Annotated in this window: 21 protein-coding genes and 1 tRNA gene; 20 read left to right on the plus strand and 2 right to left on the minus strand. The window is 72.6% G+C overall.

Features of this window, described 5'->3' with window-relative positions; all coding sequences use genetic code 11:
- The 8 genes from rsmA (at position 1) to lepB (ending at position 8,914) form a co-directional block, all read left to right on the plus strand.
- Positions 1–918: a 16S rRNA (adenine(1518)-N(6)/adenine(1519)-N(6))-dimethyltransferase RsmA gene (gene rsmA, locus AB0302_RS05345; RefSeq protein WP_298714140.1), complete on the plus strand. Its 918-nt coding sequence runs from the start codon at positions 1–3 to the stop codon at positions 916–918.
- Positions 915–1,868 carry a 4-(cytidine 5'-diphospho)-2-C-methyl-D-erythritol kinase gene (locus tag AB0302_RS05350; RefSeq protein ID WP_298714144.1) on the plus strand — a complete coding sequence of 318 codons (954 nt, stop codon included), beginning with the start codon at positions 915–917 and terminating at the stop codon, positions 1,866–1,868. The genes rsmA and AB0302_RS05350 overlap by 4 nt, the downstream gene beginning before the upstream one ends.
- A gap of 72 nt (positions 1,869–1,940) precedes the next feature.
- Positions 1,941–3,785 (plus strand): ABC-F family ATP-binding cassette domain-containing protein, encoded by a 1,845-nt coding sequence (locus tag AB0302_RS05355; protein WP_366370765.1) that lies wholly within the window; start codon positions 1,941–1,943, stop codon positions 3,783–3,785.
- Positions 3,786–3,904: 119 nt separating this feature from the next.
- Positions 3,905–5,404, plus strand: coding sequence for a sugar transferase (locus AB0302_RS05360; protein ID WP_366370766.1), 1,500 nt, complete (start codon positions 3,905–3,907; stop codon positions 5,402–5,404).
- Between the two features lie 48 nt (positions 5,405–5,452).
- Positions 5,453–5,524: transfer RNA gene (locus AB0302_RS05365), tRNA-Gln, on the plus strand.
- Between the two features lie 62 nt (positions 5,525–5,586).
- Complete coding sequence (gene glmU / locus AB0302_RS05370) at positions 5,587–7,095, plus strand: bifunctional UDP-N-acetylglucosamine diphosphorylase/glucosamine-1-phosphate N-acetyltransferase GlmU (protein ID WP_366370767.1); 1,509 nt, start codon at positions 5,587–5,589, stop codon at positions 7,093–7,095.
- A 122-nt stretch (positions 7,096–7,217) separates the two neighbouring features.
- Positions 7,218–8,198: a ribose-phosphate diphosphokinase gene (locus tag AB0302_RS05375; RefSeq protein WP_248115460.1), complete on the plus strand. Its 981-nt coding sequence runs from the start codon at positions 7,218–7,220 to the stop codon at positions 8,196–8,198.
- A gap of 2 nt (positions 8,199–8,200) precedes the next feature.
- Positions 8,201–8,914: a signal peptidase I gene (gene lepB / locus AB0302_RS05380; protein WP_366370768.1), complete on the plus strand. Its 714-nt coding sequence runs from the start codon at positions 8,201–8,203 to the stop codon at positions 8,912–8,914.
- A gap of 72 nt (positions 8,915–8,986) precedes the next feature.
- On the opposite strand, the gene AB0302_RS05385 is transcribed toward lepB, so the two are convergent.
- A complete protein-coding gene (locus AB0302_RS05385; RefSeq protein ID WP_366370769.1) occupies positions 8,987–10,126 on the minus strand; it encodes a PqqD family peptide modification chaperone in 1,140 nt (379 codons plus the stop codon).
- Between the two features lie 194 nt (positions 10,127–10,320).
- On the opposite strand from AB0302_RS05385, the gene AB0302_RS05390 reads away from it, so the two are divergent.
- From AB0302_RS05390 to AB0302_RS05445, 12 genes are read left to right on the plus strand one after another with little or no spacing between them, the layout of a single operon-like run.
- Positions 10,321–11,244 (plus strand): glycosyltransferase, encoded by a 924-nt coding sequence (locus tag AB0302_RS05390; RefSeq protein ID WP_366370770.1) that lies wholly within the window; start codon positions 10,321–10,323, stop codon positions 11,242–11,244.
- Complete coding sequence (locus AB0302_RS05395; protein WP_366370771.1) at positions 11,241–12,323, plus strand: glycosyltransferase; 1,083 nt, start codon at positions 11,241–11,243, stop codon at positions 12,321–12,323. Before AB0302_RS05390 ends, AB0302_RS05395 begins: the two co-directional genes overlap by 4 nt.
- The gene (locus AB0302_RS05400; protein ID WP_366370772.1) at positions 12,323–13,459 is read left to right on the plus strand and encodes an RNA-binding protein; all 1,137 of its coding nucleotides are present in this window, start codon (positions 12,323–12,325) and stop codon (positions 13,457–13,459) included. Before AB0302_RS05395 ends, AB0302_RS05400 begins: the two co-directional genes overlap by 1 nt.
- Entirely contained in the window at positions 13,456–14,241 is a 786-nt protein-coding gene (locus AB0302_RS05405) for an acylneuraminate cytidylyltransferase family protein (protein ID WP_366370773.1), read from the plus strand. The genes AB0302_RS05400 and AB0302_RS05405 overlap by 4 nt, the downstream gene beginning before the upstream one ends.
- Positions 14,238–16,481: an N-acetylneuraminate synthase family protein gene (locus tag AB0302_RS05410; RefSeq protein ID WP_366370774.1), complete on the plus strand. Its 2,244-nt coding sequence runs from the start codon at positions 14,238–14,240 to the stop codon at positions 16,479–16,481. Before AB0302_RS05405 ends, AB0302_RS05410 begins: the two co-directional genes overlap by 4 nt.
- A complete protein-coding gene (locus AB0302_RS05415; RefSeq protein WP_366370775.1) occupies positions 16,472–17,611 on the plus strand; it encodes a glycosyltransferase in 1,140 nt (379 codons plus the stop codon). Before AB0302_RS05410 ends, AB0302_RS05415 begins: the two co-directional genes overlap by 10 nt.
- Entirely contained in the window at positions 17,608–18,756 is a 1,149-nt protein-coding gene (locus AB0302_RS05420; protein WP_366370776.1) for an acyltransferase, read from the plus strand. Before AB0302_RS05415 ends, AB0302_RS05420 begins: the two co-directional genes overlap by 4 nt.
- A complete protein-coding gene (locus tag AB0302_RS05425) occupies positions 18,753–19,790 on the plus strand; it encodes a glycosyltransferase family 4 protein (RefSeq protein WP_366370777.1) in 1,038 nt (345 codons plus the stop codon). The genes AB0302_RS05420 and AB0302_RS05425 overlap by 4 nt, the downstream gene beginning before the upstream one ends.
- A gap of 16 nt (positions 19,791–19,806) precedes the next feature.
- Positions 19,807–20,769 carry a glycosyltransferase family A protein gene (locus AB0302_RS05430; RefSeq protein WP_366370778.1) on the plus strand — a complete coding sequence of 321 codons (963 nt, stop codon included), beginning with the start codon at positions 19,807–19,809 and terminating at the stop codon, positions 20,767–20,769.
- Between the two features lie 10 nt (positions 20,770–20,779).
- The gene (locus tag AB0302_RS05435; protein WP_366370779.1) at positions 20,780–22,003 is read left to right on the plus strand and encodes a glycosyltransferase; all 1,224 of its coding nucleotides are present in this window, start codon (positions 20,780–20,782) and stop codon (positions 22,001–22,003) included.
- Positions 22,003–22,902 carry a hypothetical protein gene (locus AB0302_RS05440; RefSeq protein WP_366370780.1) on the plus strand — a complete coding sequence of 300 codons (900 nt, stop codon included), beginning with the start codon at positions 22,003–22,005 and terminating at the stop codon, positions 22,900–22,902. Before AB0302_RS05435 ends, AB0302_RS05440 begins: the two co-directional genes overlap by 1 nt.
- A gap of 26 nt (positions 22,903–22,928) precedes the next feature.
- Complete coding sequence (locus tag AB0302_RS05445; protein WP_366370781.1) at positions 22,929–23,870, plus strand: polysaccharide pyruvyl transferase family protein; 942 nt, start codon at positions 22,929–22,931, stop codon at positions 23,868–23,870.
- Here the strand turns inward: AB0302_RS05445 and AB0302_RS05450 are convergent.
- Positions 23,819–24,697 carry a hypothetical protein gene (locus tag AB0302_RS05450; protein ID WP_366370782.1) on the minus strand — a complete coding sequence of 293 codons (879 nt, stop codon included), beginning with the start codon at positions 24,695–24,697 and terminating at the stop codon, positions 23,819–23,821. The genes AB0302_RS05445 and AB0302_RS05450 overlap by 52 nt on opposite strands.
- Between the last annotated feature and the right edge of the window lie 25 nt (positions 24,698–24,722).

The following is a 24,722-nucleotide window of genomic DNA, read 5'->3' on the forward strand; positions in this document are numbered from 1 at the left end:
ATGACCCAGCACCCCGAGGCACCCGCGCCGGCCCCGCTCCTCAGCGCAGCGGACGTGCGGCGCATCGCCGCGGAGCTGGACCTGCGCCCCACCAAGCAGTGGGGCCAGAACTTCGTGATCGATCCCAACACCATCCGGCGCATCGTGCAGGCGGCCGGAGTCGGCCCGGAGGAGCACGTGCTGGAGATCGGGCCCGGTCTCGGCTCCCTCACGCTGGGCCTGCTGGACGCCGCGTCCGCGGTCACCGCGGTGGAGATCGACCCGGTGACCGCCGCGCGGCTGCCCCGCACGGTGGCCGACTACCGGCCGGAGGCGGCGGACGCCCTCGCGGTGCTGCACGCGGACGCCATGACCCTCTCCCCGCACGAGCTGGACGCGGTCCGGCCCGCGGCCGCCGGCACGGGCCCCACGGCCCTCGTGGCCAACCTCCCGTACAACGTCGCCGTGCCCGTGCTGCTGCACGCGCTCGCGGTCCTGCCAGGGCTGCGTCACGGACTCGTGATGGTGCAGGACGAGGTCGCGGACCGCCTCGCCGCCCCGCCCGGCTCCCGGGTCTACGGCGTCCCCTCCGCCAAGGCCGCCTGGTACGCGGACGTCCGCAAGGCCGGCGTGATCGGCACGCAGGTGTTCTGGCCCGCCCCGCGCATCCACTCCGGCCTCGTCGCCTTCACACGCCGCGAGCCCCCGGTCTCGGACGTCGACCGCCAGGACGTGTTCGCCGCGGTGGACGCCGCGTTCTCCCAGCGCCGCAAGACCCTGCGGGCCGCCCTCGCGAGCTGGGCCGGCACGCCGGCGCTCGCGGAGGAGGCGCTCCGCGCCGCCGGCGTGGACCCCCGCGCGCGGGGCGAGCAGCTGGACATCGCCGCCTTCGCGCGCATCGCGCGGCACCGCCCTGCGGCAGGGGAGGCCCGCCCGTGAGCCAGGACCCCACCGCCCGCCACGTCACGGCCACCGCCCCCGGCAAGGTCAACCTGTCCCTGCGGGTCGGCCCGCCCGGCCTCGACGGCTACCACCCGGTGGCCACTGTGTACCTCGCCGTCAGCCTGCGGGAGACCGTCACGGCCATCGTCCGCCCGGACGCCCGGATCACGGTCGCCCCGTCGCAGCGCCAGGTGAGCCTCGTGGACACCGCGGACGTGCCGTGGGACGAGCGCAACCTCGCCCATCGGGCGGCCGTCCACCTCCGGGAGACCCTCGGCCTGGAGCCGGACACCCACGGCGTGGACCTCGAGGTCGCCAAGCAGGTGCCCGTGGCCGGAGGCATGGGCGGCGGCTCCGCGGACGCGGCCGCCGCACTCCTCGCGTGCGCCGCCCTGTGGGAGACGGGCCTGACCCGCAGCCAGCTCGCCGAGATCGCGGCCCCCCTCGGCGCGGACGTGCCGTTCGCCGTCATGGGCGGCGCCGCCGTCGGGCTGGGCACCGGAGCGGACCTCACCCCCGTGGCAGCGCGCCGCCCCGTGCACCTCGTGCTCGTGCCGGCCGACGCCGGACTCTCCACTCCCGTGGTGTTCCGCACCCTGGACGAGCTGCGCCGGGACGGCGTCCTGACGGATGCCGCCGGGGCACCGGAGGTCAACCAGGACGTGCTGCGCGCGCTCACCGCCGCGGACCCGCTCGCCCTCGCCACCGCGATGGACAACGACCTCCAGACCCCGGCGGTCGCCCTGTTCCCGGACCTCTCGGACATGCTCGACCTGGGCCTGGACGAGGGGGCCCTGGGCGGCATGGTCTCCGGCTCCGGGCCCACCCTGCTCTTCGTGACGCACACGGAGCAGGACGCCCTGCGCCTGGCCACGGCCATCCAGGAGCGCACCGGCGTGGACGCCCTGCCCGTGCGCGGCCCCGTCCCCGGGTCCCACGTGCTCTGACGCTCCGCGCGCCTCCGCTCTCGCCCCCCGCACCCGCCTCCCCCCGCCTCCTTCCGGAAGGACCTCCACCCCATGGCCCACCTGCTCGGCGCCGAGAACATCGGCATCGCCTTCGGCACCCGCACCATCCTCGAGGGGCTCTCCCTGGGGGTGGACGAGGGCGACCGCATCGGCCTGGTGGGCCGCAACGGCGACGGCAAGTCCACCCTCCTGCGCATCCTCGCCGGCCTGCAGACGCCGGACTCGGGGCGCGTCACCCGGCGTGGAGGGGTGCGCGTGGGCGTGCTGGACCAGCAGGACCGCCTGGACCCGGAGGACACGGTGCGCCACGCTGTCGTCGGGAACGTGGACGACCACGTGTGGGCCTCGGACCCCACGATCCGGGACGTCCTCGGCGGCCTCCTCACGGGCCTGGACCTCGAGCAGAGGGTCGAGGGCCTCTCCGGCGGTCAGCGCCGCCGCGTCGCGCTCGCCCGGCTCCTCGCGGGCGACGACGACGTGGTCTTCCTCGACGAGCCCACCAACCACCTCGACGTGGAGGGCGTGGCCTGGCTTGCCCAGCACCTGAACTCCCGCTGGCGGCCCACCGACGGCGGCCTCGTGATCGTGACCCACGACCGCTGGTTCCTCGACGCCGTGTGCACGCGCACGTGGGAGGTCCACGACGCCACCGTGGACCCCTTCGACGGCGGCTACGCGGCCTGGGTGCTCGCGCGCGCGGAGCGCGCCCGCCAGAGCGCCGTGGTGGAGCAGAAGCGCCAGCAGCTCATGAAGAAGGAGCTGGCCTGGCTGCGCCGTGGTGCCCCGGCCCGCACCGCCAAGCCCAAGTTCCGCATCGAGGCCGCCAACGCGATCATCGCGGACGTGCCGGAGCCGCGGGACTCCGTCTCCCTCGCCAAGACCGCCACGGCACGCCTGGGCAAGGACGTGCTGGACCTCGAGGACGTGAGCCTGACCCTGGGGGACAAGCGGATCCTCGAGGACGTCACCCTGCGCCTCGCCCCCGGCGAGCGCCTCGGGATCGTGGGCGTCAACGGCGCGGGCAAGTCCACGCTCCTGCGCCTCCTCGACGGCAGGCTGGCCCCGGACTCCGGGAAGATCAAGCGCGGCAAGACCGTGGTCACCGCCACTCTCACGCAGGACGTGAAGGAGCTGGACGAGGTCTCCCACCTGCGCGTGGCCGAGGTGATGGCACGCGAGGGAACCACATTCCAGGTGGGCGGCAAGGACGTCTCCGCGGGGCAGCTGCTGGAGCAGCTCGGGTTCGGTCCCACCCGTCAGTGGACCCGCGTGGACGAGCTCTCCGGCGGCGAGCGGCGCCGTCTGCAGCTGCTGCGCCTGCTCGTGGGGGAGCCCAACGTCCTCATGCTGGACGAGCCCACCAACGACCTGGACACGGACACCCTGGCCGCCGTGGAGGACGTCCTGGACGGCTGGCCCGGCACGCTCGTCGTCGTCTCGCACGACCGCTACCTCCTCGAGCGCGTCACCGACCACCAGATCGCCCTGCTGGGGGACGGGAAGGTGCGCGGCCTGCCCGGCGGCGTGGAGCAGTACCTCGAGCTGCGCGCCGCCATGGAGGACGGCGCCGCGGCCCCGGCGGGCTCCGGCGCGCCGTCGCGGGGGCGGAACAACGCCGTCGGCACGTGCGCAGGGATGGGAAACCCGAGGTCGGCTGCCGCCTCCGGCGGCTCCGAGGCGGAGCGCCGCCAGGCGCGCAAGGACATGGCCCGGATCGAGAGGCAGATGGACCGGCTGCGCGAGAAGCGCGCCCGGCTGGACGCCCGCATGGCCGAACTCGGCCAGGCCCAGGAGTTCGACGGGCTGTCCTCCGTCTCCGCCGAGGTGCGCGACGTGGACGCTCAGCTCGAGGTCCTCGAGGAGGAGTGGCTGTCCGCCGCAGAACTCGAGGGCTGAGCCGAGCGGGTGCTGCACAACTGCAGCACAGGATCCGCTGCGCGGAGGGGAGCGCTCCGTCTATGATTCTTCAGGAACCTGCGTCATACGGCGAAACACGGAGTGAGGAGTCGAGACAGGTGCCTGACACCAACGCAGCGCCGCCGGCCCCCTCGGGGCTGTCGGCCGGCGCCACGGTCCGACGCCGCGTCCTCGGGGCTCCGTGGGAGCAGGGGCTGCCGCGACTCGTGCTCCTCGTGGACGTGCTGGCCGTGGTGCTGGCCACGTTCCTCTCCGCCGAACTGCGCTTCGGCGCCGCCGGTCTCGAGCCGATCCCCGGCCTGGACGCCGTGAACTACGGGATCATCAGCGTGGTCCTGAGCGTCCTGTGGGTGCTCACGCTGGGGGTGGAGGGCGCCCGGGACATCCGCATCCTCAGCGTCGGCGCGGAGGAGTACAAACGGGTCCTGCGCGCCACGCTCCACCTCTTCGGCGTGGTGGCCATCGTGGCCTTCGCCGCGGGACTCGAGGTGGCCCGCGGCTACATCGCCCTCGCCCTTCCCCTGGGCGTCCTGCTCCTGCTGATCGGCAGGTTCGTGGTGCGCGGCTGGGTGGCCCGCCGGCGCCAGGCGGGCGCGTTCCGCCGTCGCCTGCTGCTGGTGGGCGGCCCGCGGGCCGTCCAGCACGTGTTCGACGCGCTCGACTCGGAGGCCGGTGCCGGCTACGCGCCCGTGGCCGCGCTGCTGCCCGGCTACAAGCCGCGCGCGGCCGGATGGCTGCCCGTTCCCGTCCGCACGGACGTGGAGGGCGTGGCCGAGGTGGTCGCCCAGGTGGAGGCCCTGGAGATCGACGCGGTGGTGATCACCTCGGGCCACCCCTTCGTGCCGAGCGACGTCCGGCAGCTGGGCTGGGAGCTGCAGGAGCGCGGGGTCTCCCTCATCATGGCCCCGGCCCTGCTGGACGTGGCCGGGCCCCGGCTGCACACGCAGCCGCTGGCCGGCCTGCCGCTGATCCACCTCTCCACCCCTCGCCTGGCGCCGGGCAAGGCATTCACCAAGCGGGCCTTCGACCTGGTGGCCGCGTGCCTGGGCCTCGTCGTCATCTCCCCGCTGCTGCTGGCCGTCGCCATCGCCGTGAAGGCCACCGACGGCGGCCCCGTCCTCTTCCGTCAGGAGCGCATCGGCCTGGGGGGCGTCCCGTTCACCATGCTCAAGTTCCGTTCCATGGTGGCGGACGCGGAGGAGGTCAAGGCGCAGCTGGAGTCCGACTCCGGCGAGGGCAACGTGCTGTTCAAGATGAAGGAGGATCCGCGCATCACGAAGGTGGGCAAGGTCATCCGGCGCACGAGCATCGACGAGCTGCCCCAGCTGGTGAACGTGGTGAAGGGGGACATGTCCCTCGTGGGTCCCCGGCCGCACCTGGCGCACGAGGTGGAGCAGTACGAGGAGCACGTGCACCGCCGCTTCCTGGTGCAGCCCGGCATCACGGGCCTGTGGCAGGTCTCCGGGCGCTCGGACCTCTCGTGGGAGGACGCCGTGCGCCTGGACCTGTACTACGTGGAGAACTGGTCCATCCTGGGGGACATGGTGATCCTCGCCCGCACCGCCCGTGCGGTGGTGGCCGCCGAGGGCGCCTACTGAGCCTGTGGAAGAATGAGCCGTCGTCGCGCCCGGCGTGGGCCGTGACGCTCCGCCCTGGTGTAATGGCAGCACGCCGGCCTTTGGAGCCGTGCAGTCTAGGTTCGAATCCTAGGGGCGGAACGCCCGCACCCTGACCGGGAGCGCGGCACGCCCCGCTTCCCCGAGCATCAGGAGCCCCGCGCATGACGCAGCCTGCCGTCCGTCCCTCCGCCGTGATCGTGCTGGCCGCCGGCCAGGGCACCCGCATGAAGTCGGCCACGCCGAAGATCATGCACGCCATCGGCGGCCGCTCGCTCGTGGGCCACGCGCTCGCCGCCGCGCAGTCGCTGCAGCCGGAGCACCTCGTGGCCGTCGTGCGCCACGAGCGGGACCGCGTGGCCGAGCACATTGAGGGCGTCGCGCAGGACCTGGGCATCTCCGGCCTGGCGATCGCGGACCAGGACGAGGTGCCGGGCACCGGCCGTGCCGTCGAGCTCGGCCTCGCCGCCCTGCCGGAGGACCTCGCGGGCACCGTGGTGGTCACATACGGCGACGTCCCGCTGCTCACCCCGGAGACCCTCGCGGACCTCGTGGCCACCCACGAGGCGGACGGCAACGCCGTCACCGTGCTCACCGCCACCCTCGAGGACGCCACCGGCTACGGGCGCATCGTCCGCGACGCGGAGGGCCTCGTGGAGCGCATCATGGAGCACAAGGACGCCCTGGCCCACGCCGCGTCCACCGGCGACTCCTCCTTCGTGGAGATCGCGGAGGTCAACTCCGGCATCTATGCCTTCGACGCCGCCCTGCTGCGCCGCACCCTCCCGCTGCTCTCCACGGAGAACGTGCAGGGCGAGAAGTACCTCACCGACGTGCTGGGCATGGCTCGCGCGGAGGGCGGCCGCGTGGCCTCCGTGGGCACGGAGGACGTGTGGGAGGTGGAGGGGGCCAACGACCGCCGCCAGCTCTCCGACCTCGGCCGCCAGCTCAACGACCGCGTGCTGCGCCGCTGGATGAAGGAGGGCGTCACCGTCGTGGACCCGTCCTCCACCTGGGTGGACGTCACCGTCACGCTCGCTTCGGACGTCACCCTCAAGCCCGGCACGCAGCTCCACGGCACCACCACGGTGGCCACCGGAGCGGTCGTCGGCCCGGACTCCACGCTCACCGACACCCGCGTGGGGGAGTGTGCCACCGTCAAGCGCACCGACGCCACCGAAGCCGTGATCGGTGACGACGCCTCCGTGGGCCCGTTCACCTACCTGCGCCCGGGCACGGTGCTGGGCGAGGAGGGCAAGATCGGCGCGTTCTACGAGACCAAGAAGGTCACCGTGGGCCGCGGCGCCAAGCTCTCCCACCTCGGCTACGCGGGGGACGCGGAGATCGGCGAGTACACCAACATCGGCTGCGGCAACATCACCGCCAACTACGACGGCGTGAACAAGCACCGCACCGTGATCGGCGCCCACGTGCGCACCGGCTCCAACACCGTGTTCACCGCACCGGTGACCGTGGGCGACGGCGCCTACACCGGCGCCGGCGCCGTGGTGCGCGAGGACGTGCCCGCCGGAGCGCTGGCCCTGAACGCGGTGAGCCAGCGGACCATCGAGGGCTGGGTCACCTCCCGCCGGCCCGGCACCTCCTCGGCGCAGGCCGCCGAGGCCGCCGGAACGGGGACCGACGCGGATCAGCGCGGCGGCGCGGGCGCCTGAGCGGGCGCTCGGCCTGGGCGCACACGCCTAGGATGGGAGGCAGGATCAGCGCGGGGGGCGCCTGGCAGGCACAAGCAGCGAGCAGTGGCCGCGGATCCGCGGCCACGGAGAGCAGGGACGTCATGAGTGAACTGAGCCGGAGCGAGGACAAGCGGCTGGTGCTGGCCACGGGGCGGGCACACCCCGAGCTCGCGCAGGAGATCGCCGATGCCCTGGGCACCGAGCTGCTGCCCATGAGCGCGTACGACTTCGCCAACGGGGAGATCTACGTCCGCTCGGGCGAGTCGGTGCGCGGCAAGGACGTCTTCGTCATCCAGTCCCACCCGGCGCCGCTGAACAACCACCTCATGGAGCAGCTCATCATGCTGGACTCCATGAAGCGCGCCTCGGCCCGCCGCATCAACGTGGTCTCCCCGTTCTACCCCTACGCCCGCCAGGACAAGAAGGGCCGCGGGCGCGAGCCCATCTCGGCCCGCCTGGTGGCGGACCTCTACAAGACCGCCGGTGCCTCGCGCATCATGAGCGTGGACCTGCACACCGCGCAGATCCAGGGCTTCTTCGACGGCCCGGTGGACCATCTCTTCGCCATCCCGCTGCTCGCGGACTACATCCGCGGCCAGGTGGAGGGGGAGAAGGTCACCGTGGTCTCCCCGGACACCGGCCGCGTGCGCGTGGCCGAGCAGTGGGCGGACCGCCTGGGCGGCGTGCCGCTCGCGTTCGTGCACAAGAGCCGCGACCTCACCACGCCGAACAAGGCCGAGTCCAAGACCGTGGTGGGCGACGTCGAGGGACGCGTGTGCGTGCTGATCGACGACATGATCGACACGGGCGGCACGATCGCCGGCGCTGTGCGCATCCTCAAGGACGCCGGCGCGAAGGACGTCATCATCGCCGCCACGCACGCCGTGTTCTCGGACCCGGCCGCGCAGCGCCTCGGCGACTCCGGGGCCCGTGAGATCGTGGTGACCAACACCCTGCCGATCCCGCCGGAGAAGCGCTTCGAGAAGCTCACCGTGCTCTCGATCGCCCCGCTGATCGCCCGCGCCATCCGCGAGGTGTTCGAGGACGGCTCCGTGACCAGCCTGTTCGACGGCGACGCCTGAGCATGACGGGTACCACGGCCGCCGCTGAGCCGAAGCACGCCCGCCTGCCCGGATGGCTGGCTGTGCTGCTGAACGTGGCCGTCGCGATCATCGTGGTGGCGGTGGTCCAGGCGTTCTGGGTGAAGGTCTACTCCGTGCCGTCGGGCTCGATGGAGAACACCCTGGAGATCGGGGACCGCATGCTGGTGAACCGGACCGCCTACCCGGACGGCATGGCGGAGCAGCAGGACGTGGTGGTGTTCAACGCCAACGAGGACTGGGCCCAGCCGATGCCCGAGGACGGCCCGCTCGAGGCCGTGGTGCGTGGATTCGGCGATCTCACGGGCATCGGCCGCTCCCACGAGCAGGCGCTCGTGAAGCGCGTCATCGGTGAGGCCGGGCAGACGGTCTCCTGCTGCACCTCGGCCGGCCAGGTGGTGGTGGACGGCTCGCCCCAGGACGAGCCGTACGTGTTCGAGGACCTGCCGTTCGTGCCCGGCCGGCTCGACTGCGAGTCCGACGTGGTCTCGTCGCGGTGCTTCGGCCCCGTGACCGTCCCCGCGGACTCCATGCTCGTGATGGGCGACCACCGCTCGAACTCCGCCGACTCCGTGATCGCCTGCCGGGGCACCGTGGGGGAGCAGACCGACGGCTGCGCCCGCTTCGTGCGGCGTGACGACATCGTGGGGAAGGTGTTCACCACGGTGTGGCCGCCCTCGAACTGGGGCGGGCACTGAGCCGTCCGTGGACACGACGGCGGGCCGTCACCCTCGAGGGGTGGCGGCCCGCGGCGCGCTGTGGGCAGAGGGTCATTCGGCGCGGAGGAGTCCTTGCTCGGAGAGCTGGGCCACCGCTGCCTCCACTCTGTCGGCGGCGTCCGGGGGCACGGGCCCGTTGCTGCTCAGCCGGCTGAGGATCTCCTCCGGCGTGAGGGGCTCCGTCAAGAGGAACCAGATCGCCGGTCCGAGCCCTGCGAGCATCACGAGCTCGGTGTCGTGCAGCAGCACGAGGGTGTGGTCGGCGGTGAGGATGCCGTCGTCGGCTCCGCGGCGGCGGATGCGCCGGGGGTCCGTGCTGGGCTCGCCCGCATCCGTCGGGGAGGTCGGGGACGTCGGCTCGCTCGAAGGAGCCAGCTCGTCGTCCTCCAGCGGATCCCATGACCGGTCGAGCCGGACCGGAGCATCGGCGAGGAGCTCCTCCAGCACCGGGCGGAGTCCCTCCGCCTCGGTGTAGACCAGGCGGTGGGCGCCGCCCACGCGGTCCAGGACGCCGCACAGCGTCACGAGGCCGCGGGGCAGCTGCGAGAGGGAGGACGTCTGCGGCACCAGCAGCTGCAGCGCCTCCAGCAGGGGGAGGGGCTCCGCCCGGGCGGGCACGGCCTCCGTCGCATCGCGCACGCGGTCCAGCACGGCCACGCACCGCACCGTGCCCGGCACGGTCGGACCCAGACCGAGCCCGTCCGGTCCCACTTGGTGCTTCGGACGCACGCCGGCGTCCCCCAGCAGGGAGAGCGGCTTGGCGTACGGGGTCACCCCCAGGTCTGCGGGATCCACGATGGCCGTCTCGTCCGTGAGGTAGGCGAAGTGGGGGCCGAGGCGTCGTGTCGCGGTGGTCTTCCCCGTGCCGGAGGCGGCGGCCAGCACGACGGCGGCGCCCGTCTCCGGGACGGCGAGGCAGGCGCCGTGGAACATCAGGTGGGTGCCGCGGCAGGAGCCGATCGCCGCGGACGTGGCCGCGTACACGATCGACTCGTGGAAGACGTCCCAGTCCTGACCCTCGGCCCGTTCGAGGTCGGCGGCGGCCGGGGTGGGGATCGGGGTGGGGCTGCACCGGGACCAGTCACGGCACAGCGTCTCGCTGGCGGTCTCGTCGAGGCCGCTCACTGTCAGGGTGTCCAGGCCTGCCGTCAGGCGCAGGGAGCGGGGCGTCCCGGCATCAGAGGTGGGCATCGAGGTCTCCCATTCGGCAGCGGGGCGAAGGTCACGGCGAGCGACCGCCTCCCTCCGGCACGGGCCCGAGAGGCGAGTCCAGTCTACGGAGTGCCTGCGGGGCCCGGGGCCGGCGCCCGCCGACGCCCCGCCGCCTATACTGGAGCCGCAGCGTGCACCCTTCGCGCCGCTGAGTCTGCCTGCCGGAGGACCCCATGCCTGAGATCGTCCCCGAACCGTCCGTCACGGTGGTGATCCCGCACTACGGGGACCCGGCTCCCACGGCGGCACTGGCTGCCTCCCTCCTGGAGGCCCGGTCCACCTGCCTGGCCGGCGTCGTCGTCGCCGATGACGCCTCGCCCGTCCCCTACCTGGGCAGCGACGACGCCCGCCTCACCGTGGTGCGTCGTCCCGCCAACGGGGGCTTCGGCGCGAACGTGAACACCGGTCTGGCCGAGGTCCGCACGGAGTACGCCCTCGTGCTCAACTCGGACGCGCTCATCACAGGTGAGCAGATCGACGCGCTCGTGGCCGCGGCGGCACCGTTCCAGCCGGCCGTGGTGAGCCCGCAGGTGGTCAACGAGGACGGCACCCCGCAGTGGTCCGGGCGCCACTTCCCCACGGTGCTGCACCAGACCGTGGAGTGGCTCACTCCGCTCGCCCGCTTCCGCCACCTGCCCCTGCTGCACGAGGCCGTGGGCCATGACGTGCACGCGGCTGAGGCCACCGAGCCCGTGCCCGTGGACTGGGTGATGGGCGCCGTGCTGCTGCTGCCGATGGCCGAGGTCCGCGCGGTGGGGGGCTTCGACGAGGCCTACTTCATGAACTCCGAGGAGGTGGACCTCCAGCAGCGGCTCCGCCGGCGGGGGATCCCCTCGATCGTGATTCCCACCATCCACGTCACGCATGGCCTGCACGGCTCCTCGGATCCGCTGCGGCGTCGCGCGTGGCTCGTGGACTCGCGGTTCCGCTATGCCCGCAAGTTCGGCCGGCCGCGCGCGCTCAGGGCCGCGCTCACCGCGGCCACGGGTGCCAACCTCGCCGTCAACGCCCTTCGGCAGGCCCGGGGCACGGACGTGGACGCGCGCCGTGTGGCGGAGGACGAGCTGCGCCTGATCTGGCGGGGGACCCGCCGATGACCGCCCGCACCTACACCGTCCTCGCGCCCCTGGGCTCTACTCCCGCCCGCGTCGGCGTGCCCGCAGGGCGCCGCACCGAGCGCTTGTTCCTCGTCTCGCCCGCCTTCCACGGCTATCACCGCTCCATCGCCCGCGCGTGGGCGCAGCAGGGCTTCGACGTCACGGTGCACTGCTACGACGCGTACGTCACCCCTGCCATGAAGCTGCGCAACAAGGCCCTCCTGGAGCTGCCGCAGAGGGTCGGCATGGACCGCACGGCCGCCCGCGTCGCGTGGGACACCCAGCGGGCGGTCGCCGCCCTGCGCGAGGCCAGGCCCGACCGCGTGCTCGTCATCAAGGGCGACTCCCTCGGCGAGCAGTTCTGGGACGAAGTCCGAGCGCTCGGCGTGCCCCGCATGCTGTGGCTCTACGACGACCTCCACCGTCACGACTACTCCCTGGACTTCCTGCGCACCGTGGGTCCCGTGCTGAGCTATGCCCGCTCCGAGGCGGACGAGCTCACGGCCGACGGCGTGGACGCCCACTATCTGCCCAACGGCTTCGACCCGGACCTGGAGGTGCCGTCCCTCGAACGGAGGGATGAGCTCGTGTTCGTGGGCTCGCGCTACCCCAACCGTGTGGAGCTGCTCGAACGCCTCGCCGCCGCGGGCGTCCCCGTGCGCGCCTACGGCCGGCAGTGGAGCCACCACCCGGTGGACCGTCTGCGCACGTGGGAGCTGGCCCGGCCGGACCTGCCGGCCGAACGGGACATCCCCCTCGAGGAGGCGTACGCCGTGCAGGCGGCCGCCGCGGGCGCCATCAACATCCACGGCCTGCAGGCCGGCCATGCGATGCGCACCTTCGAGGTGCCCAGCATGGGTGGGCTCCAACTGGTGGACCGGGCGGACGTGGCGGAGTTCTACGAGCCCGGCGCGGAGGTCCTCGTGTTCGAGAGCCCCGAGCACCTCGTGGAGCTGGGCTCCCGCGCGGTGCGCGAGCCCGCGTGGGGCGAGCGCATCCGCGTCGCCGGCCGCCGCCGCTCCCACGCGGAGCACACCTTCGCGCACCGCGCCGCCGCCGCGCAGGACTGGTGGACCTGATGGCCGGCGGCGCTGACGCCCCCCTGTTCTGGAGGCCCGAGGACCTGCCCCGGTGGCAGCGGTGGCAACGGGCCCAGTGGCCGGCCTCGCGGCGCGCTGCGGACGCCGCGCGCTCTGCCATCCGTGCCGCCCGGGGCACCGCGGCCGGCGCCGAGAGCCCGATGCTGATGCTCCCCGAGGGGGAGGTTCACTCGCTCGTGGCGCTGGAGTCCTTCGGCCCCACGCAGCTCGCCGCGCTGGCCGCGCCCGTCGCGGCCCTGCCGCCGGAGGCTGCCGCCGGCGTCGGATGGGTCCTCCCCGGGGAGGCCACCGCGGAGCAGATCGCGGCGTTGCCGGGGGCACGGACCCCGGGCGTGCGCCTGACGCCGATCCCTGCGGCCGCTGGGCCGTTGCTGCTGCCCCGCCTCGCAGGGCTGCGCCGCGTGCTGGTGGCGGGGGAGTACCTGCCCTCTGGCTGCGCAGCCGTGCGCTGGGCCCGCGAGCGCGGCGCCGAGGTGGCGGTGGTGCAGCACGGACTGCTCGCCGTCTCCACCCCGCCGGTGCCTCGCGAGAGCACGCTCTACGCCTTCACCTCCGAGGACGCCGCGTGGTGGACACAGGGCCGCGCCGACGTGCGCGTCCGCGCGGTCGGGTCCGCCCTCCTGGAGGACGCCCGGCGGACCGCGGCGCACCGGCCCGCCGGCCCCGACGCCGCGGGCCCCGGCGTCTTCCTCGGCCAGCTGCACGGCGCCGAGCTGCCCCGTGCTGACTTCGCCCGGGCGGCGGAGGACTACATCCGCGTCACCGGTGCCGTGTACCGCCCGCATCCGGCCGAGAAGGACCGACTCTCCCGTGCGCAGCACGCCCGCTGGGAGGCGCAGGGCATCACGGTCGACCGCTCCGACGTCCCGCTCACGCAGACCACGGGCCCCGTGGTCTCGGTCTTCTCCACGGGCGTGCTGGAGGCGGCGCAGTCGGGCCGGCCCGCGTGGGTCACGCACCCCGACCCGCCGGCGTGGCTCGAGGGGTTCTGGGAGCGCTACGGCATGCGCCGCTGGACGCCGGGCCACCGGCCCGATCCCACGCCGCCGCTGGCTTCGCCCACGCCCGACCCCGCCGCCGCCATCGCGGCCGACCTCTGGAGGAGCGCCTCATGAGCATCCTGTGCGTCATCCCCGTGCGCGGCGGCTCCCGCGGCCTGCCGGGCAAGAACGTCCGCCTGCTCGGCGGCCACCCGCTCGTGGCGTGGACCATCCAGTCCGCGCTCGAGGCGGAGGCGGACCTGCACGTGGTGGTCTCCACGGACTCCGAGGAGATCGCCGAGGTCGCCACGCGCTACGGCGCGGACGTGCCCGGCCTGCGCCCTGCGGAGCTCGCGCAGGATGAGACGCCCACCGAACCCGTGATCGAGCACCACCTGGCCATGGAGCGCACCGCCGGCGTCGAGCCCGAGGCCGTGATGCTGCTGCAGGCCACCAGCCCGCTGCGCCTGCCCGGCACGCTGGACCGCGCCGTCGCGCAGTTCCGCGCCACCGGCGTGGACTCCCTCGTCGGCGTCGTGCCGGTCTCCCCGTTCGTGTGGCGCCATGCACCGGACCCGGCGGCGGACCCCATCCCGGACTTCGACGTCACGCACCGCAAGCGCCGTCAGGACATGACGCGCACGGACCTGCGCTTCCGGGAGAACGGCTCGCTCTACCTCACGAAGCCGTGGGTGTACGACGAGCTCCACAACCGCCTCGGCGGCCGGATCGGCATGCTGGAGCTGGACGACCTCGAGGGCGTGGACATCGACACCGAGCTCGACTTCGCCCTCGCAGAGCAGCAGATGGACCAGTACCTGGCCGTTCACAAGGTGCTGCAGAAGCACCCCGAGCTCGCCCGTCCCCTCAGCACCGAGCCGCTCGCCGGCCCCCCGAGCGCAGGAGCAGCACTGTGATCATCGAACGCCACCTCACCCCCTACCTCGTCTTCCCCGAGGACTCGCTCCTCGTCGCCCTGCAGAAGATGACCGACAACCGCGAGCGGATCGTCTTCGTGGTGGACTCCCACGGCTACCTCCAGGGCTCGCTGACCGACGGCGACTTCCGCCGCTGGCTCCTGGCCAGCCCCGGGGCCTCGCTCGAGGTGGCCGCCGTGGAGGCCGCCCACCGCGCGCCCGCCACGGGCCTGCTGGGCGCCACGCCCCAGGAGGTGCTCGCGGCCCTGCCCGAGGGCGCCCTGCACCTGCCGCTGCTGGACGAGCGCGGCCGCCTCGCCGCCCTCGCGATCAACCGGGAGGCCGAGCTGCGCATCGGCTCCCACCGGATCGGGGAGGGCCACCCGGCGTTCCTCATCGCGGAGATCGGCAACAACCACCAGGGCAGAGTGGACCTGGCCCGCCGTCTCGTGGACCTGGCCGTGGAGGCCGGAGCGGACGCCGTGAAGTTCCAGCTGCGGGACATGGACGCCCTCTACCGGAAGGCCGGCGGTGCGACGGCGGGCGAGGACCTCGGCGCGCAGCGCACCCTGGACGAGCTCACCAAGTTCTCCCTCTCGGCGGAGGACATGGTGACGGTGTTCGACCACGTCCGGGACGCCGGGGTCGCCCTGATGTGCACGCCGTGGGACGCCCCCTCGATGCAGGTGCTGGCGGACTACCCCGTGGACGGGGTGAAGATCGCCTCGGCGGACCTCACCAACCACGGCCTGCTGCGCGACGCGGCCTCCCGCGGGATCCCGATGGTGCTCTCCACGGGCATGTCCCGCGAGGAGGAGATCCGCGAGTCGGTGGCCCTGGTGCGCTCCTTCGGCGTCCCCTTTGCGATGCTGCACGCCCAGTCCACGTACCCCGCCCCCTACAAGGACGTGAACCTGGCCTACCTGGACCGGTTGGCGGAGATCGCGCAGACGCCGGTGGGCTACTCGGGGCACGAGCGCGGTTTCCACGTGGCGCTGGCCGCGGTGGCCCGGGGCGCCGCGATCATCGAGAAGCACTTCACCGTGGACCGGGGGCTCGAGGGCAACGACCACAAGGTCTCCCTCCTGCCGGAGGAGTTCGCGCAGATGGTCCGGCAGACGCGGGACATCGAGGAGTCGATCGGCGTCGGGAACGAGCGTGTGGTCTCCACGGGCGAGGCGATGAACCGCATCAACCTGGCCAAGTCCCTCGTGGCCGCCCGGCCGATCGCGGTGGGCGCCACGATCACCGAGGCGGACGTGACCGTGAAGTCCCCGGGCCGCGGCCTGCAGCCCAACGAGCTGCCGCGTCTGCTGGGCCGCACCCTGCACCGCGAGATGGCCGAGGGCGACTTCTTCTTCGCCGGTGACCTCACGGACACGGTGCCCACCGGGCGCCAGTTCGAGTTCCGGCGCCCCTGGGGCCTGCCGGTGCGCTATCACGACGTCGAGGCGCTGACGAAGGACTGCACCCCGGACTTCCTGGAGTTCCACTTCTCCTACAAGGACCTCGAGATCGACATCGACTCGGTGTTCAGCAAGCCCATGCCGGGGGGCTTCACCACCCACCTGCCGGACATCTTCTCCGGTGACTTCCTCGTGGACCTGGCCAGCGACGACGACGCCGTGTGGGAGCGCTCGATCGCCGAGGTGCAGCGCACGATCGACATCACCCGGGACCTGAAGCGCTGGTTCCCGAACGAGGAGGAGCCCATCATGGTCATCACCATGGGCGGGTTCACCCTGGACCGGCACATCCGCCCGGAGGAGCGGCTGCCGAAGTACGAGCGCATCGCCGAAGCCGTGCAGCGCCTGGACACCTCCGGCATCCGGATCGCCGCGCAGACGCTGCCGCCGTTCCCGTGGCTGATGGGCGGTCAGCAGTACCACAACCTCTTCATGGACCCGGACGACACCGTGGCGTTCGTGAAGGCCACGGGGGTGCCCCTGTGCCTGGACATCTCCCACTCCAAGCTCTCGGCCACGTTCCTGGGGATCCCCTTCTCGGAGATGGTGGAGAAGCTGGCCCCGCACACCATCCACCTGCACCTCGTGGATGCCACCGGTGTGGACGGGGAGGGACCGCAGATCGGGGAGGGTGACGTGGACTGGCCCGTGCTGTGCGAGCAGCTGGACCGTCTGGCCCCCGGGGTGAGCTTCATCCCGGAGATCTGGCAGGGCCACATCAACAACGGTGAGGGTTTCTGGACGGCCCTGGACCGCTTGGAGCAGTGGCTGTGATCCCCGCTGCGGCGACGAGCGCCCCGGCCCCGCTGACGCTCTGGGTGGTGCCCGTCGCCGACCTCGGCGGCGTGGCCCGGCACGTTCTCGACGTCGCGCGCGTGGGCCTGCCCGGCCTGCGTCTGGCGGTGCTGTGCCCCGAGGGTCCGCTCGCCGAGCGGCTGCGCGAGCAGGGTGCGGCGGTGTTCACCGGGGACGTCGGTCCCGACGCCGGCCTGGCCGCCTCGGTGCGGACGCTCCGGACGGCGGTGCGCACCCTGCGTCCGGCCGCGATCCACACGCACCTGGCCTACGCCGACCTCGCGGCCTTCGCCGCGTTCGGCCCGGGACGGGCCCGGCAGCGGGCCGGTGCGCCGGGGCTGCTCAGCACCGAGCACGGGATCGCCCCGGACGACCAGCTGTACAACCGCGCCGCCGCGGCCCGGGTGAAGAACGCCGCGCACCGCGCCCGGCTGCGCGGCACGGACCTCGTGATCGCGGTGGCGCAGTCCACCGCGGACGTGCTCCGGCGCAAGTGGGGTGCGGGGGCGCCCCTCACCGTGGTGCGCAACGGGGTGGATGTGCCCGCGGTGCGGGCCGCGGCCGCGGGGCAGCGGCGCACACCGGGGGAGGGGCTGCGGATCCTCTCCCTGTCCCGGCTGGCGCCCGAGAAGAACCTCGACCGGCTGATCGCGGCACTGCCCGCCTTGCTTGACCGGGACCCCGGGACGCGGTTGACGCTGGCCGGCTCGGGTCCCCTGGAGGGGCAGCTGCGCGCCCAGGCCGAGGCGCTCGGTGTCGCGGATGCGGTGGACCTGCCCGGCTTCGTGGAGCCGTGGGGCACCATGGCCGAGCACGACGTGCTGGTGCAGCTCTCCGCCTGGGAGAACCTCAGCTACACCCTGCTCGACGCCGCGGCCGCCGGCCTGCCCGCCGTCGCCACGGACGTGGGCGGCAACGGGGAGATCCTGCCGCCCGAGCGCCTGGTCCACGAGACCACTCCGGCGGCCATCGCCGACGCCGTCGTGCGGGCCGCGGCCGAGGGTCCGGGCGAGGTGCGCGTGGGCGATGTGGAGACGATGGCCCGAGCCACCGCCGAGGCGACCCTCGAGGTGCTCGGGCGCCGGGTGGGGAAGGTGGGTACCCGATGACCGCAGCGAGCCCGAACGAGCCGGGATCGGCGTCGGTGGCCCCGGCCGAGAAGCGTGTTCCGGGCCCCCGGTTCCGGGAGCTGGACGGTCTTCGGGGGATCGCGGCGCTGGCCGTGGTGTTCTCGCACTACACAGGCGCCCACAATTCGCACTACCCGCAGGATCCCGCCGCGTTCCACGATGCGGCCTGGGGCGCCGCGGGCGTGCAGCTGTTCTTCATCATCTCCGGGTTCGTCATCTTCATGTCCGCCCGTCGGGCCAACCGGCCGAGCGACTTCGCCATCTCCCGGGCGGCCCGGCTCTATCCGCCGTACTGGATCTCCCTGGTGTTCGCCGTGGTGCTGCTCCTGCTGCATCCGGTGCCCGGCTTCCCCTTCACGTGGGGCCAGGCCCTCGTCAACCTGACGATGGTCCAGCGGTGGGTCGGCGTGGACAACGTGGTGGACGTCTACTGGACGCTCGCGGTGGAGATGCAGTTCTACGTGATCATCCTGATCCTCCTGTATCTCACGCGCTGCCGCCTTTCGGACCGCGTGGTGCTGTGGGGGAGCCTCGCGTGGTCGGTGATCTCGTGGGCCGTGGTGTTGTTCACCGCGCCGAACGTGGGCTCGGACCCTCAGCGGGACCCCCTGTGGGTGAAGCTCCTCAACAACGCCACCGTGGCCGAGTACGCCCCGTTGTTCGTGCTGGGGATGGCCTTGTACATCGCGCGGCAGACGGGTCGGCACCGCGGCTGGGTCGCGGCGGCCGCGGTGTCCGCGGTGGGCAGCACGTTCGTCATGCGGGGGATGCCCTTGGCCCTCGAGGTCCTCGTGGTGGTGCTCCTCGCAGTCACGGTGATGCTGCGGAAGAGGACGTCTGTGCTCCTCCTGCCGCCTATCCAGTGGTACGGGAAGATCAGCTACTCCCTCTACATCCTCCACGCCATCCCCGGATACATCCTCATCCACGCGCTCTGGCCGTATGTGGGCCGGAACATGGCCATGCTCGTGGCCTTGGCCGTGGTCTCCGTGCTCGCCTGGGCCCTGCAGAAGTACGGGGAGGAGCACCTCGGCCGCGCGGCCAAGCGGGGGCTGACCCGCGTCCGCTCCGTCGTGGACGCGCGGACCGGAGGTTCTCGATCCCCTGGGAAGGCCCTGGGATGACCGGACGCATCTGGATCCTGGCGAACCAGGGCGAGGTGGGCGGCGGCGAGGTGATGCTCCACCACCTCGCCACGGCGTTGCGCGAGCTGGGGCGGGACGTGGGCGTCGTGGCCCCCGCCCACCCGGCTGAGACCGCCGATCGCCTGGCCGCGGACGGCTTCGACGTGGTCCGCGTGGGTGGGCCCGGACGACTGGGGTATATGCGCGCTCTCCGGGCCTGGGACCGTGGCCGCGGCGACGACGACGTCGCCTGGTGCAACGGGCTGCTGCCGGCCACGGCCCTGGCAGGCCGGCCGCGCCGGATCGTGCACCTCCACCAGGTGCCCGAGAAGCCGGTTCTGCGCGTGTTCTCCGCCCTGGCGCGTCCCGGCGCACTCGCGGTCCTCGCGCCCTCCCGATTCGCGGCGGACCGCATCCGCGGGGCCCGCGTGCTCCACAACTGGGTTCCGGGTCCGACGACGCCGCAGACAGGGCGGACCCGCGGTGCCGATGAGCCGCTGACCGTGGGCTTCCTCGGCCGACTGTCCGAGGACAAGGGCATCGTCACCCTGCTGGAGGCCGCCGCGCTGCTGCGGAAGACCGACCCGGGTGCTTTCGTGTTCCGCGTCGCGGGGGAGAGCCGGTTCGTGGCGGATGACGAAGCCGAGCGGCTCGCCACCGCCCTGAAGGCGGCTGGCGAAGACGTCCAGGTGCTCGGCTGGCAGGACACCGCCGAGTTCCTGTCCTCCGTGGACGTGCTGGCCGTGCCGTCGCAGTGGGCCGAGGTCTTCGGCCTGGTGACGGCCGAGGCGATGGCCGCAGGCGTTCCGGTGGTGGCCTCCGATGCCGGGGCCGTTCCCGAGGTGGTCGGCAACGAACACCCCTTCGTTGTTCCGCAGCGGGACGCTGCCGCGCTCGCGGACTGCCTGCGGGCCGTGCGTGCGGTCGATCTGGGCGCGGTGGCCCACTCCCAGCGGCACCGCTGGGCGTCGCTGTTCTCACCTGAGGCTGGCCGCGCCGCCGTCGCCGCGCTCCTGGATGACCTGTTCCTATGACACCTGCGGAGGACTTATGACCGAGACGCCCCTGACCCCCGAGGCCAGCGTGATCGTCCCCAGCCGGGGCGGTGCTCAAAGGTTGCCGCGCCTGATCGGCGCCCTCGCTGCGCAGGAGGACGCCCCGCCGTTCGAGGCCCACGTGGTCGTGGACGGGGATGTGGACGGGTCGGAAGCGGTGCTCGCGCAGTTGGCCGCGGAACACCCGAGCTTGGACCTGAGCTGGACCGTCTTCGGCGAGAACCGCGGACGGGTCGCCGCGCTCAACGCAGGTGCCGACGCGACGTCCGGTCGCATCCTCATCCGCGCCGACGACGACCTGGAACCCGGGCCTCACTACATCCGGGACCACGTGGCCGCGCACTCGGGGGAGCCCGGCGGAGCGATCGGATTGACGGCCAATGTCCTCCCGGACTCCGCCTATCAGCGCGTCTACGGTGACGCCCAGGACGAAGCGCACCGTCGCCATGCCTACGCCCTTCCGGCAGAGCAGCAGTGGCGGCACTGGGCCGGCAACGTGTCCGTGCCCCGCACCCTCCATGCGGAGCTCGGCGGCTACGACCCCGACTACCGCCGCTATGGCTGGGAGGACGTCGACTTCGGCTACCGGCTCCATGCCGCCGGGTATCCGGTGGAGATCCGGCCGGAGCTGGAGACCCGTCACCACGCGGCGGCGGTCACCACCTACACCAAGGCGCGCCGGGCTCTGCATTCCGGGTCCGCCCGGCAGATCTTCATCGCCAAGCACGGGGCGGACGCACTCGGCGGGGACCGCGCCCCGGGCGGGCCGTGGGGCGCCGCCGTGCGGGCGGTGGCTGCTCTGAGCACGGAGCGCACGATCCAGTACAGCTCTGCCGTCGTCGAGCGTGCCGCTGCCGTGTTGCCAGCCCCGATCGCACGAAAGCTGATCGCGTTGCAGGTCGAAGCCGCCGCGGAGACCGGACGCACCCGCCCGGGGCGTGCCCGCCGGCAGTTCTGAGGGGAGCACCATGACTGACACGACGCGCGGCCAGATCGCCATCGCCCACGACTACCTCACCCAGAAGGGCGGGGCGGAACGGGTGGTGCTCGCCCTGCACCGGATGTGGCCGGACGCGCCCATCTACACGACGTTCTACGACCCCGAGGGGACCTTCCCGGAGTTCAAGGACGCACGCATCATCACCTCACCCCTCAACCGGGTGGGGGTGTTGCGGAAGGACCCGCGGCGGGCCCTGCCGCTTCTGCCGCTGGCGTCCTCACTGATGCACGTGAAGGAGCCGATCGCCGTCGTCTCGACGTCCGGGTGGGCGCACGGATTCCGCTACGACGGCGCCACGCTCGTCTACTGCCACACCCCGGCGCGCTGGGTGTACCTGCTGGAGGACTACCTGGGCGAGGGAGGCCGGAACAGCATCAAGGGCCGGATCGCCCGCGTGCTTCGCCCGGGTCTGCGCAGGTGGGACCGCGCGGCCGTCCGGCGTCGATCACGCTATGTGGCCAACTCCACGGTGGTGAAGGAGCGGATCGAAGACGTCTACGGGCTTGACGGTGTGGACCACGTGTTCCCGCCGCACTCCGTGAGCACGGATGGCCCGCAGGAGCCGATCCCCGGAGCCGAGCGGCTGGCGGAGGACGGTTTCCTGCTGTCGGTCGCGCGCCTCATGCCGTACAAGCACGTGGATGTGGCGATCGAGGCCGCGGCCCGCGCGGGGCGGCCGCTCGTGGTGATCGGCAAGGGCCCGGAGGAGGCACAGCTGCGGGCGATGGCGGGGAAGGACGTGGTGTTCGGCCAGGACCTCACCGACGCGCAGCTGCGCTGGGCCTACGCACACGCGACGGCACTGATCGCTGCGAGCCACGAGGACTTCGGCATCACGCCGCTCGAGGCGAGCGCGTGGGGCGTGCCCACCGTGGCGCTGCGGGCCGGCGGTTACCTGGACACCATCGTGGAAGGCGTCAACGGGGTGTTCGTGGACGCCCCGACGGTGGATGCGGTGGCCGAGGGGGTGGAACGTCTGCTGGCCCATGACTGGGACCGTGCGGCGATGCAGGCGCACGCCGAGCGGTTCTCCGAGGTGGAGTTCGGCCGGCGGGTCCGTGGCCTGTTGGAGCCGCTGTTAGCGCAACCCGATGCCGCTATGGCGGCCCCGAGGAGACGCGTACGTGGGCCGCTATCCTCGAGGGGACGGACGCGCCCGGAGCCGGCCGCGCGAACAACAGGGGAGTTCTAGTGTCGAGCAGGCCGTTCAGCGGGGCCCTTCAGGCAGCCCGGCGCGCCAAGCACCTCGGCTTCGTCGCCGTGAAGCGGGGGCGGCGGGCGCGCACGCAGGCCGTCGACTCCCTGTTGCGCTTACGGGCCTCGCTCGGCGACTACGCCTTCGACCCCGAGCACCATCGGGACGTCTACGGCGAGTTCCCACGGATGTATTTCCTGCATCGTCCCGCGGGCGTGGGCCCCGTGCCCACGGCCGCGCCGCCGCGGCGGGTTTTCTGCTTCTGGACGGGCGAGAACGCGATGTCGAAAGGCCGCCGGGCGGCGCTTGACGCGATGGAGGCGGGCACCGGCGTTCCCATCACGCTCATCACCCCGGAGAACCTCGCTGACTGGGTCGTCCCCGGCGCGCCGCTGCACCCCGCTTACGACGCACTGTCCGCGGTGCACCGGTCCGACTACCTCCGGGCGTACGTCATGTGGCACTACGGCGGTGGGTACTCCGACGTCAAGCGACCGACGTCGGACTGGTCCGGGGCGTGGGATGCATTCGACGACCCGCAGGTGTGGCTCGCCGGTTACCCGGAGGTGTCCTCCCGGTCCTGCGGAGGCGACGACCATACGCGCCTGGGCCGCGACATTCACCGGAACTTCCCCCGCTTGGTGGGCTTCGGAGCGTTCATCATGCGCCCTGGCACGCCTTTCGCCCGCGAATGGCTGCGCGAGATTGAACGGCGCCTCGACTACTACTCCGCCGAACTGATGGCCGCCCCCGGAGACACCTGGGGCGATGCGCCGGGATACCCGTTGCGATGGATTGAGATCGGCAGCGACGTATTTCACCCGCTGCAGCTGAAGCACTTGCAACATGTCCGCCAGGACCCACGGCTTTTACCGCGTCTGGACGGACACCGGTAGCTACTTCAGAAGGAGGCCTGCAGGACATGATCAAGGCCAGTCGATACGCGAAGAAGGTCCGGCGGTTGGGGGGAGACCTCACGCGCTCCGTTGGGTACGTCTGGGCTGCGGCGCACCGCCCCCTTGAGATCGTCCCTGCGTTCTGGCTCCCTGGCCAGCACAACTTTGGTGATGACCTGACGGAACACGTGCTCGTGCCGTTCGGGCTCGCGCCGGTGGCGGTGCCTCAGGCCGAGGCGCGGCTCATAGGGGTGGGCTCCCTGCTGAACTGGGTGCCATCAGACTACACCGGGTTCATCTGGGGGACCGGCCTGATCGAGCCGGAGGAGGGAAAGTCCTTCCCGCACGCGACCGTCCTCGCGGTGCGCGGGCACCTGACGCGGGAGATGCTCGGCGTGCCAGCCGAAGGGACTGTCGTCGGGGACCCCGGGCTGCTCGCCGGCGTCCTCGCGGAGCGCGGCCAGCCCGGACCGATCGGCATCGTGCCCCATGTCTCCCAGCTTCACGAACCCTTTGTCCGGACGCTGGTGCGGCGGATCGGGTCGGAGCGCTGTGTCGTCGTCGACGCTCGGCGTCGGCCGGGGCGGGTCATCGAAGAGATCGGGCGGTGCTCCGCGGTCGTGTCGACGTCCCTGCACGGGCTCATCGTCGCGGACGCGTTAGGGATTCCGGCGGCCTGGGCCACCGCCGACCCGCCGCTCATCGGGGGCGACTTCAAGTTCCGTGACCACGAGTCCGTGGTGTCGGCGTGGCGAGCCCGTCGTGTCGACCTGGCTGACCTCAGGGACGAGCGCTCCGTCCGGCGCGCCGCGTACCCGGCCGACGCGACCGCCGTGGCGCGCGCCCAGGAGGGTCTGGTGCGCGTCCTCGATGCCGTACGCAGGGACGCTGCCAGCGGTCCAGTCGGAGTGGCTCGTCACGAACTGCGTCGGCTGATCCTCGACAGGGTCACGCGGCGTCTTCCCTGACCGGAAGAACGGCAACCGCGCCCGCCCGATCTGGCGGGTCCGAACCGTCGCACCTGGCGGCGCGGACGTACCAGGAGGGGCCAGCGTCGACGAGGGACGCCCAGCGCGGCACGCACAACTCGGAAGGGGCTGTCGAACCCGGAGACGTTCTGGCCGGTCCCCACGCGGTAGGCGCCGACATCGAAAGGCAACGGCTCCAGCGGGGTGCCGCACTGGGCATGGAGCCCGACGGACATGACGTGCGACCCGTACACCTGGTCAGCCCAGGCCGGGTCAACATCGCCGTCCGGCGCCGGGGCCCGGGCCAGATCCCACCGCTGGATGATCGTCGACCCGAACAGCCTGTGCGCGCCGGCCGGGATACGCAGGGCGAGCGGGCCTTCGTTGAACACGTAGGCGGACTCGCCGTACCACCCGTGCGCTCGAGGATGCGCGGACACCCAGGCGGCTAGGCGGGGCGAGACCAGGTCGTCCCAATCGACGACCATGACGTGTCCCCGCGGCTGTGCGGCCCGCAGCGCCGCGGCCATCCGCAGTCCCTTGTCCCTCCGGGTGGCCGCCATGCACTCCTGCGGCTCGTCCGGCAGTGGAGCCCAGCGGTGGTCCACAAACCCAATGACCACCCCGCTCGGGATCTCGGGTAGCGGATCGTCCCGGCTCGCACCGATCGCCACACGGGGGTGCCCGCCCGCGTCCTGGGCGAGGCAGGAGGCGATGGTCACTCGCAACAGGTCCATCGCACCGAGCCAGTCGGAAACCCCCGCTGCGTCGCGCACGGGGATCACGAACGTGAGGGATCCGTCTGCGACGTCATCGGCATGGTCCATGTTCTCTCCTCGGAGTCAGGCCTGG

It is taken from the genome of Micrococcus sp. NPDC078436 (assembly GCF_040702705.1).
In the GTDB taxonomy this organism is placed as follows: domain Bacteria; phylum Actinomycetota; class Actinomycetes; order Actinomycetales; family Micrococcaceae; genus Micrococcus.

Bases quoted from the DNA above. Each gene is read 5' to 3' on its own strand.
- AB0302_RS05385 (WP_366370769.1), bottom strand. From the start codon at position 10,126: ATGCCCACCTCTGATGCCGGGACGCCCCGCTCCCTGCGCCTGACGGCA.
- AB0302_RS05355 (WP_366370765.1), top strand. From the start codon at position 1,941: ATGGCCCACCTGCTCGGCGCCGAGAACATCGGCATCGCCTTCGGCACC.
- AB0302_RS05435 (WP_366370779.1), top strand. From the start codon at position 20,780: ATGACTGACACGACGCGCGGCCAGATCGCCATCGCCCACGACTACCTC.
- rsmA (WP_298714140.1), top strand. From the start codon at position 1: ATGACCCAGCACCCCGAGGCACCCGCGCCGGCCCCGCTCCTCAGCGCA.
- AB0302_RS05375 (WP_248115460.1), top strand. From the start codon at position 7,218: ATGAGTGAACTGAGCCGGAGCGAGGACAAGCGGCTGGTGCTGGCCACG.
- AB0302_RS05390 (WP_366370770.1), top strand. From the start codon at position 10,321: ATGCCTGAGATCGTCCCCGAACCGTCCGTCACGGTGGTGATCCCGCAC.
- glmU (WP_366370767.1), top strand. From the start codon at position 5,587: ATGACGCAGCCTGCCGTCCGTCCCTCCGCCGTGATCGTGCTGGCCGCC.
- AB0302_RS05450 (WP_366370782.1), bottom strand. From the start codon at position 24,697: ATGGACCATGCCGATGACGTCGCAGACGGATCCCTCACGTTCGTGATC.
- AB0302_RS05420 (WP_366370776.1), top strand. From the start codon at position 17,608: ATGACCGCAGCGAGCCCGAACGAGCCGGGATCGGCGTCGGTGGCCCCG.
- AB0302_RS05425 (WP_366370777.1), top strand. From the start codon at position 18,753: ATGACCGGACGCATCTGGATCCTGGCGAACCAGGGCGAGGTGGGCGGC.
- AB0302_RS05445 (WP_366370781.1), top strand. From the start codon at position 22,929: ATGATCAAGGCCAGTCGATACGCGAAGAAGGTCCGGCGGTTGGGGGGA.
- AB0302_RS05405 (WP_366370773.1), top strand. From the start codon at position 13,456: ATGAGCATCCTGTGCGTCATCCCCGTGCGCGGCGGCTCCCGCGGCCTG.
- lepB (WP_366370768.1), top strand. From the start codon at position 8,201: ATGACGGGTACCACGGCCGCCGCTGAGCCGAAGCACGCCCGCCTGCCC.
- AB0302_RS05400 (WP_366370772.1), top strand. From the start codon at position 12,323: ATGGCCGGCGGCGCTGACGCCCCCCTGTTCTGGAGGCCCGAGGACCTG.
- AB0302_RS05395 (WP_366370771.1), top strand. From the start codon at position 11,241: ATGACCGCCCGCACCTACACCGTCCTCGCGCCCCTGGGCTCTACTCCC.
- AB0302_RS05430 (WP_366370778.1), top strand. From the start codon at position 19,807: ATGACCGAGACGCCCCTGACCCCCGAGGCCAGCGTGATCGTCCCCAGC.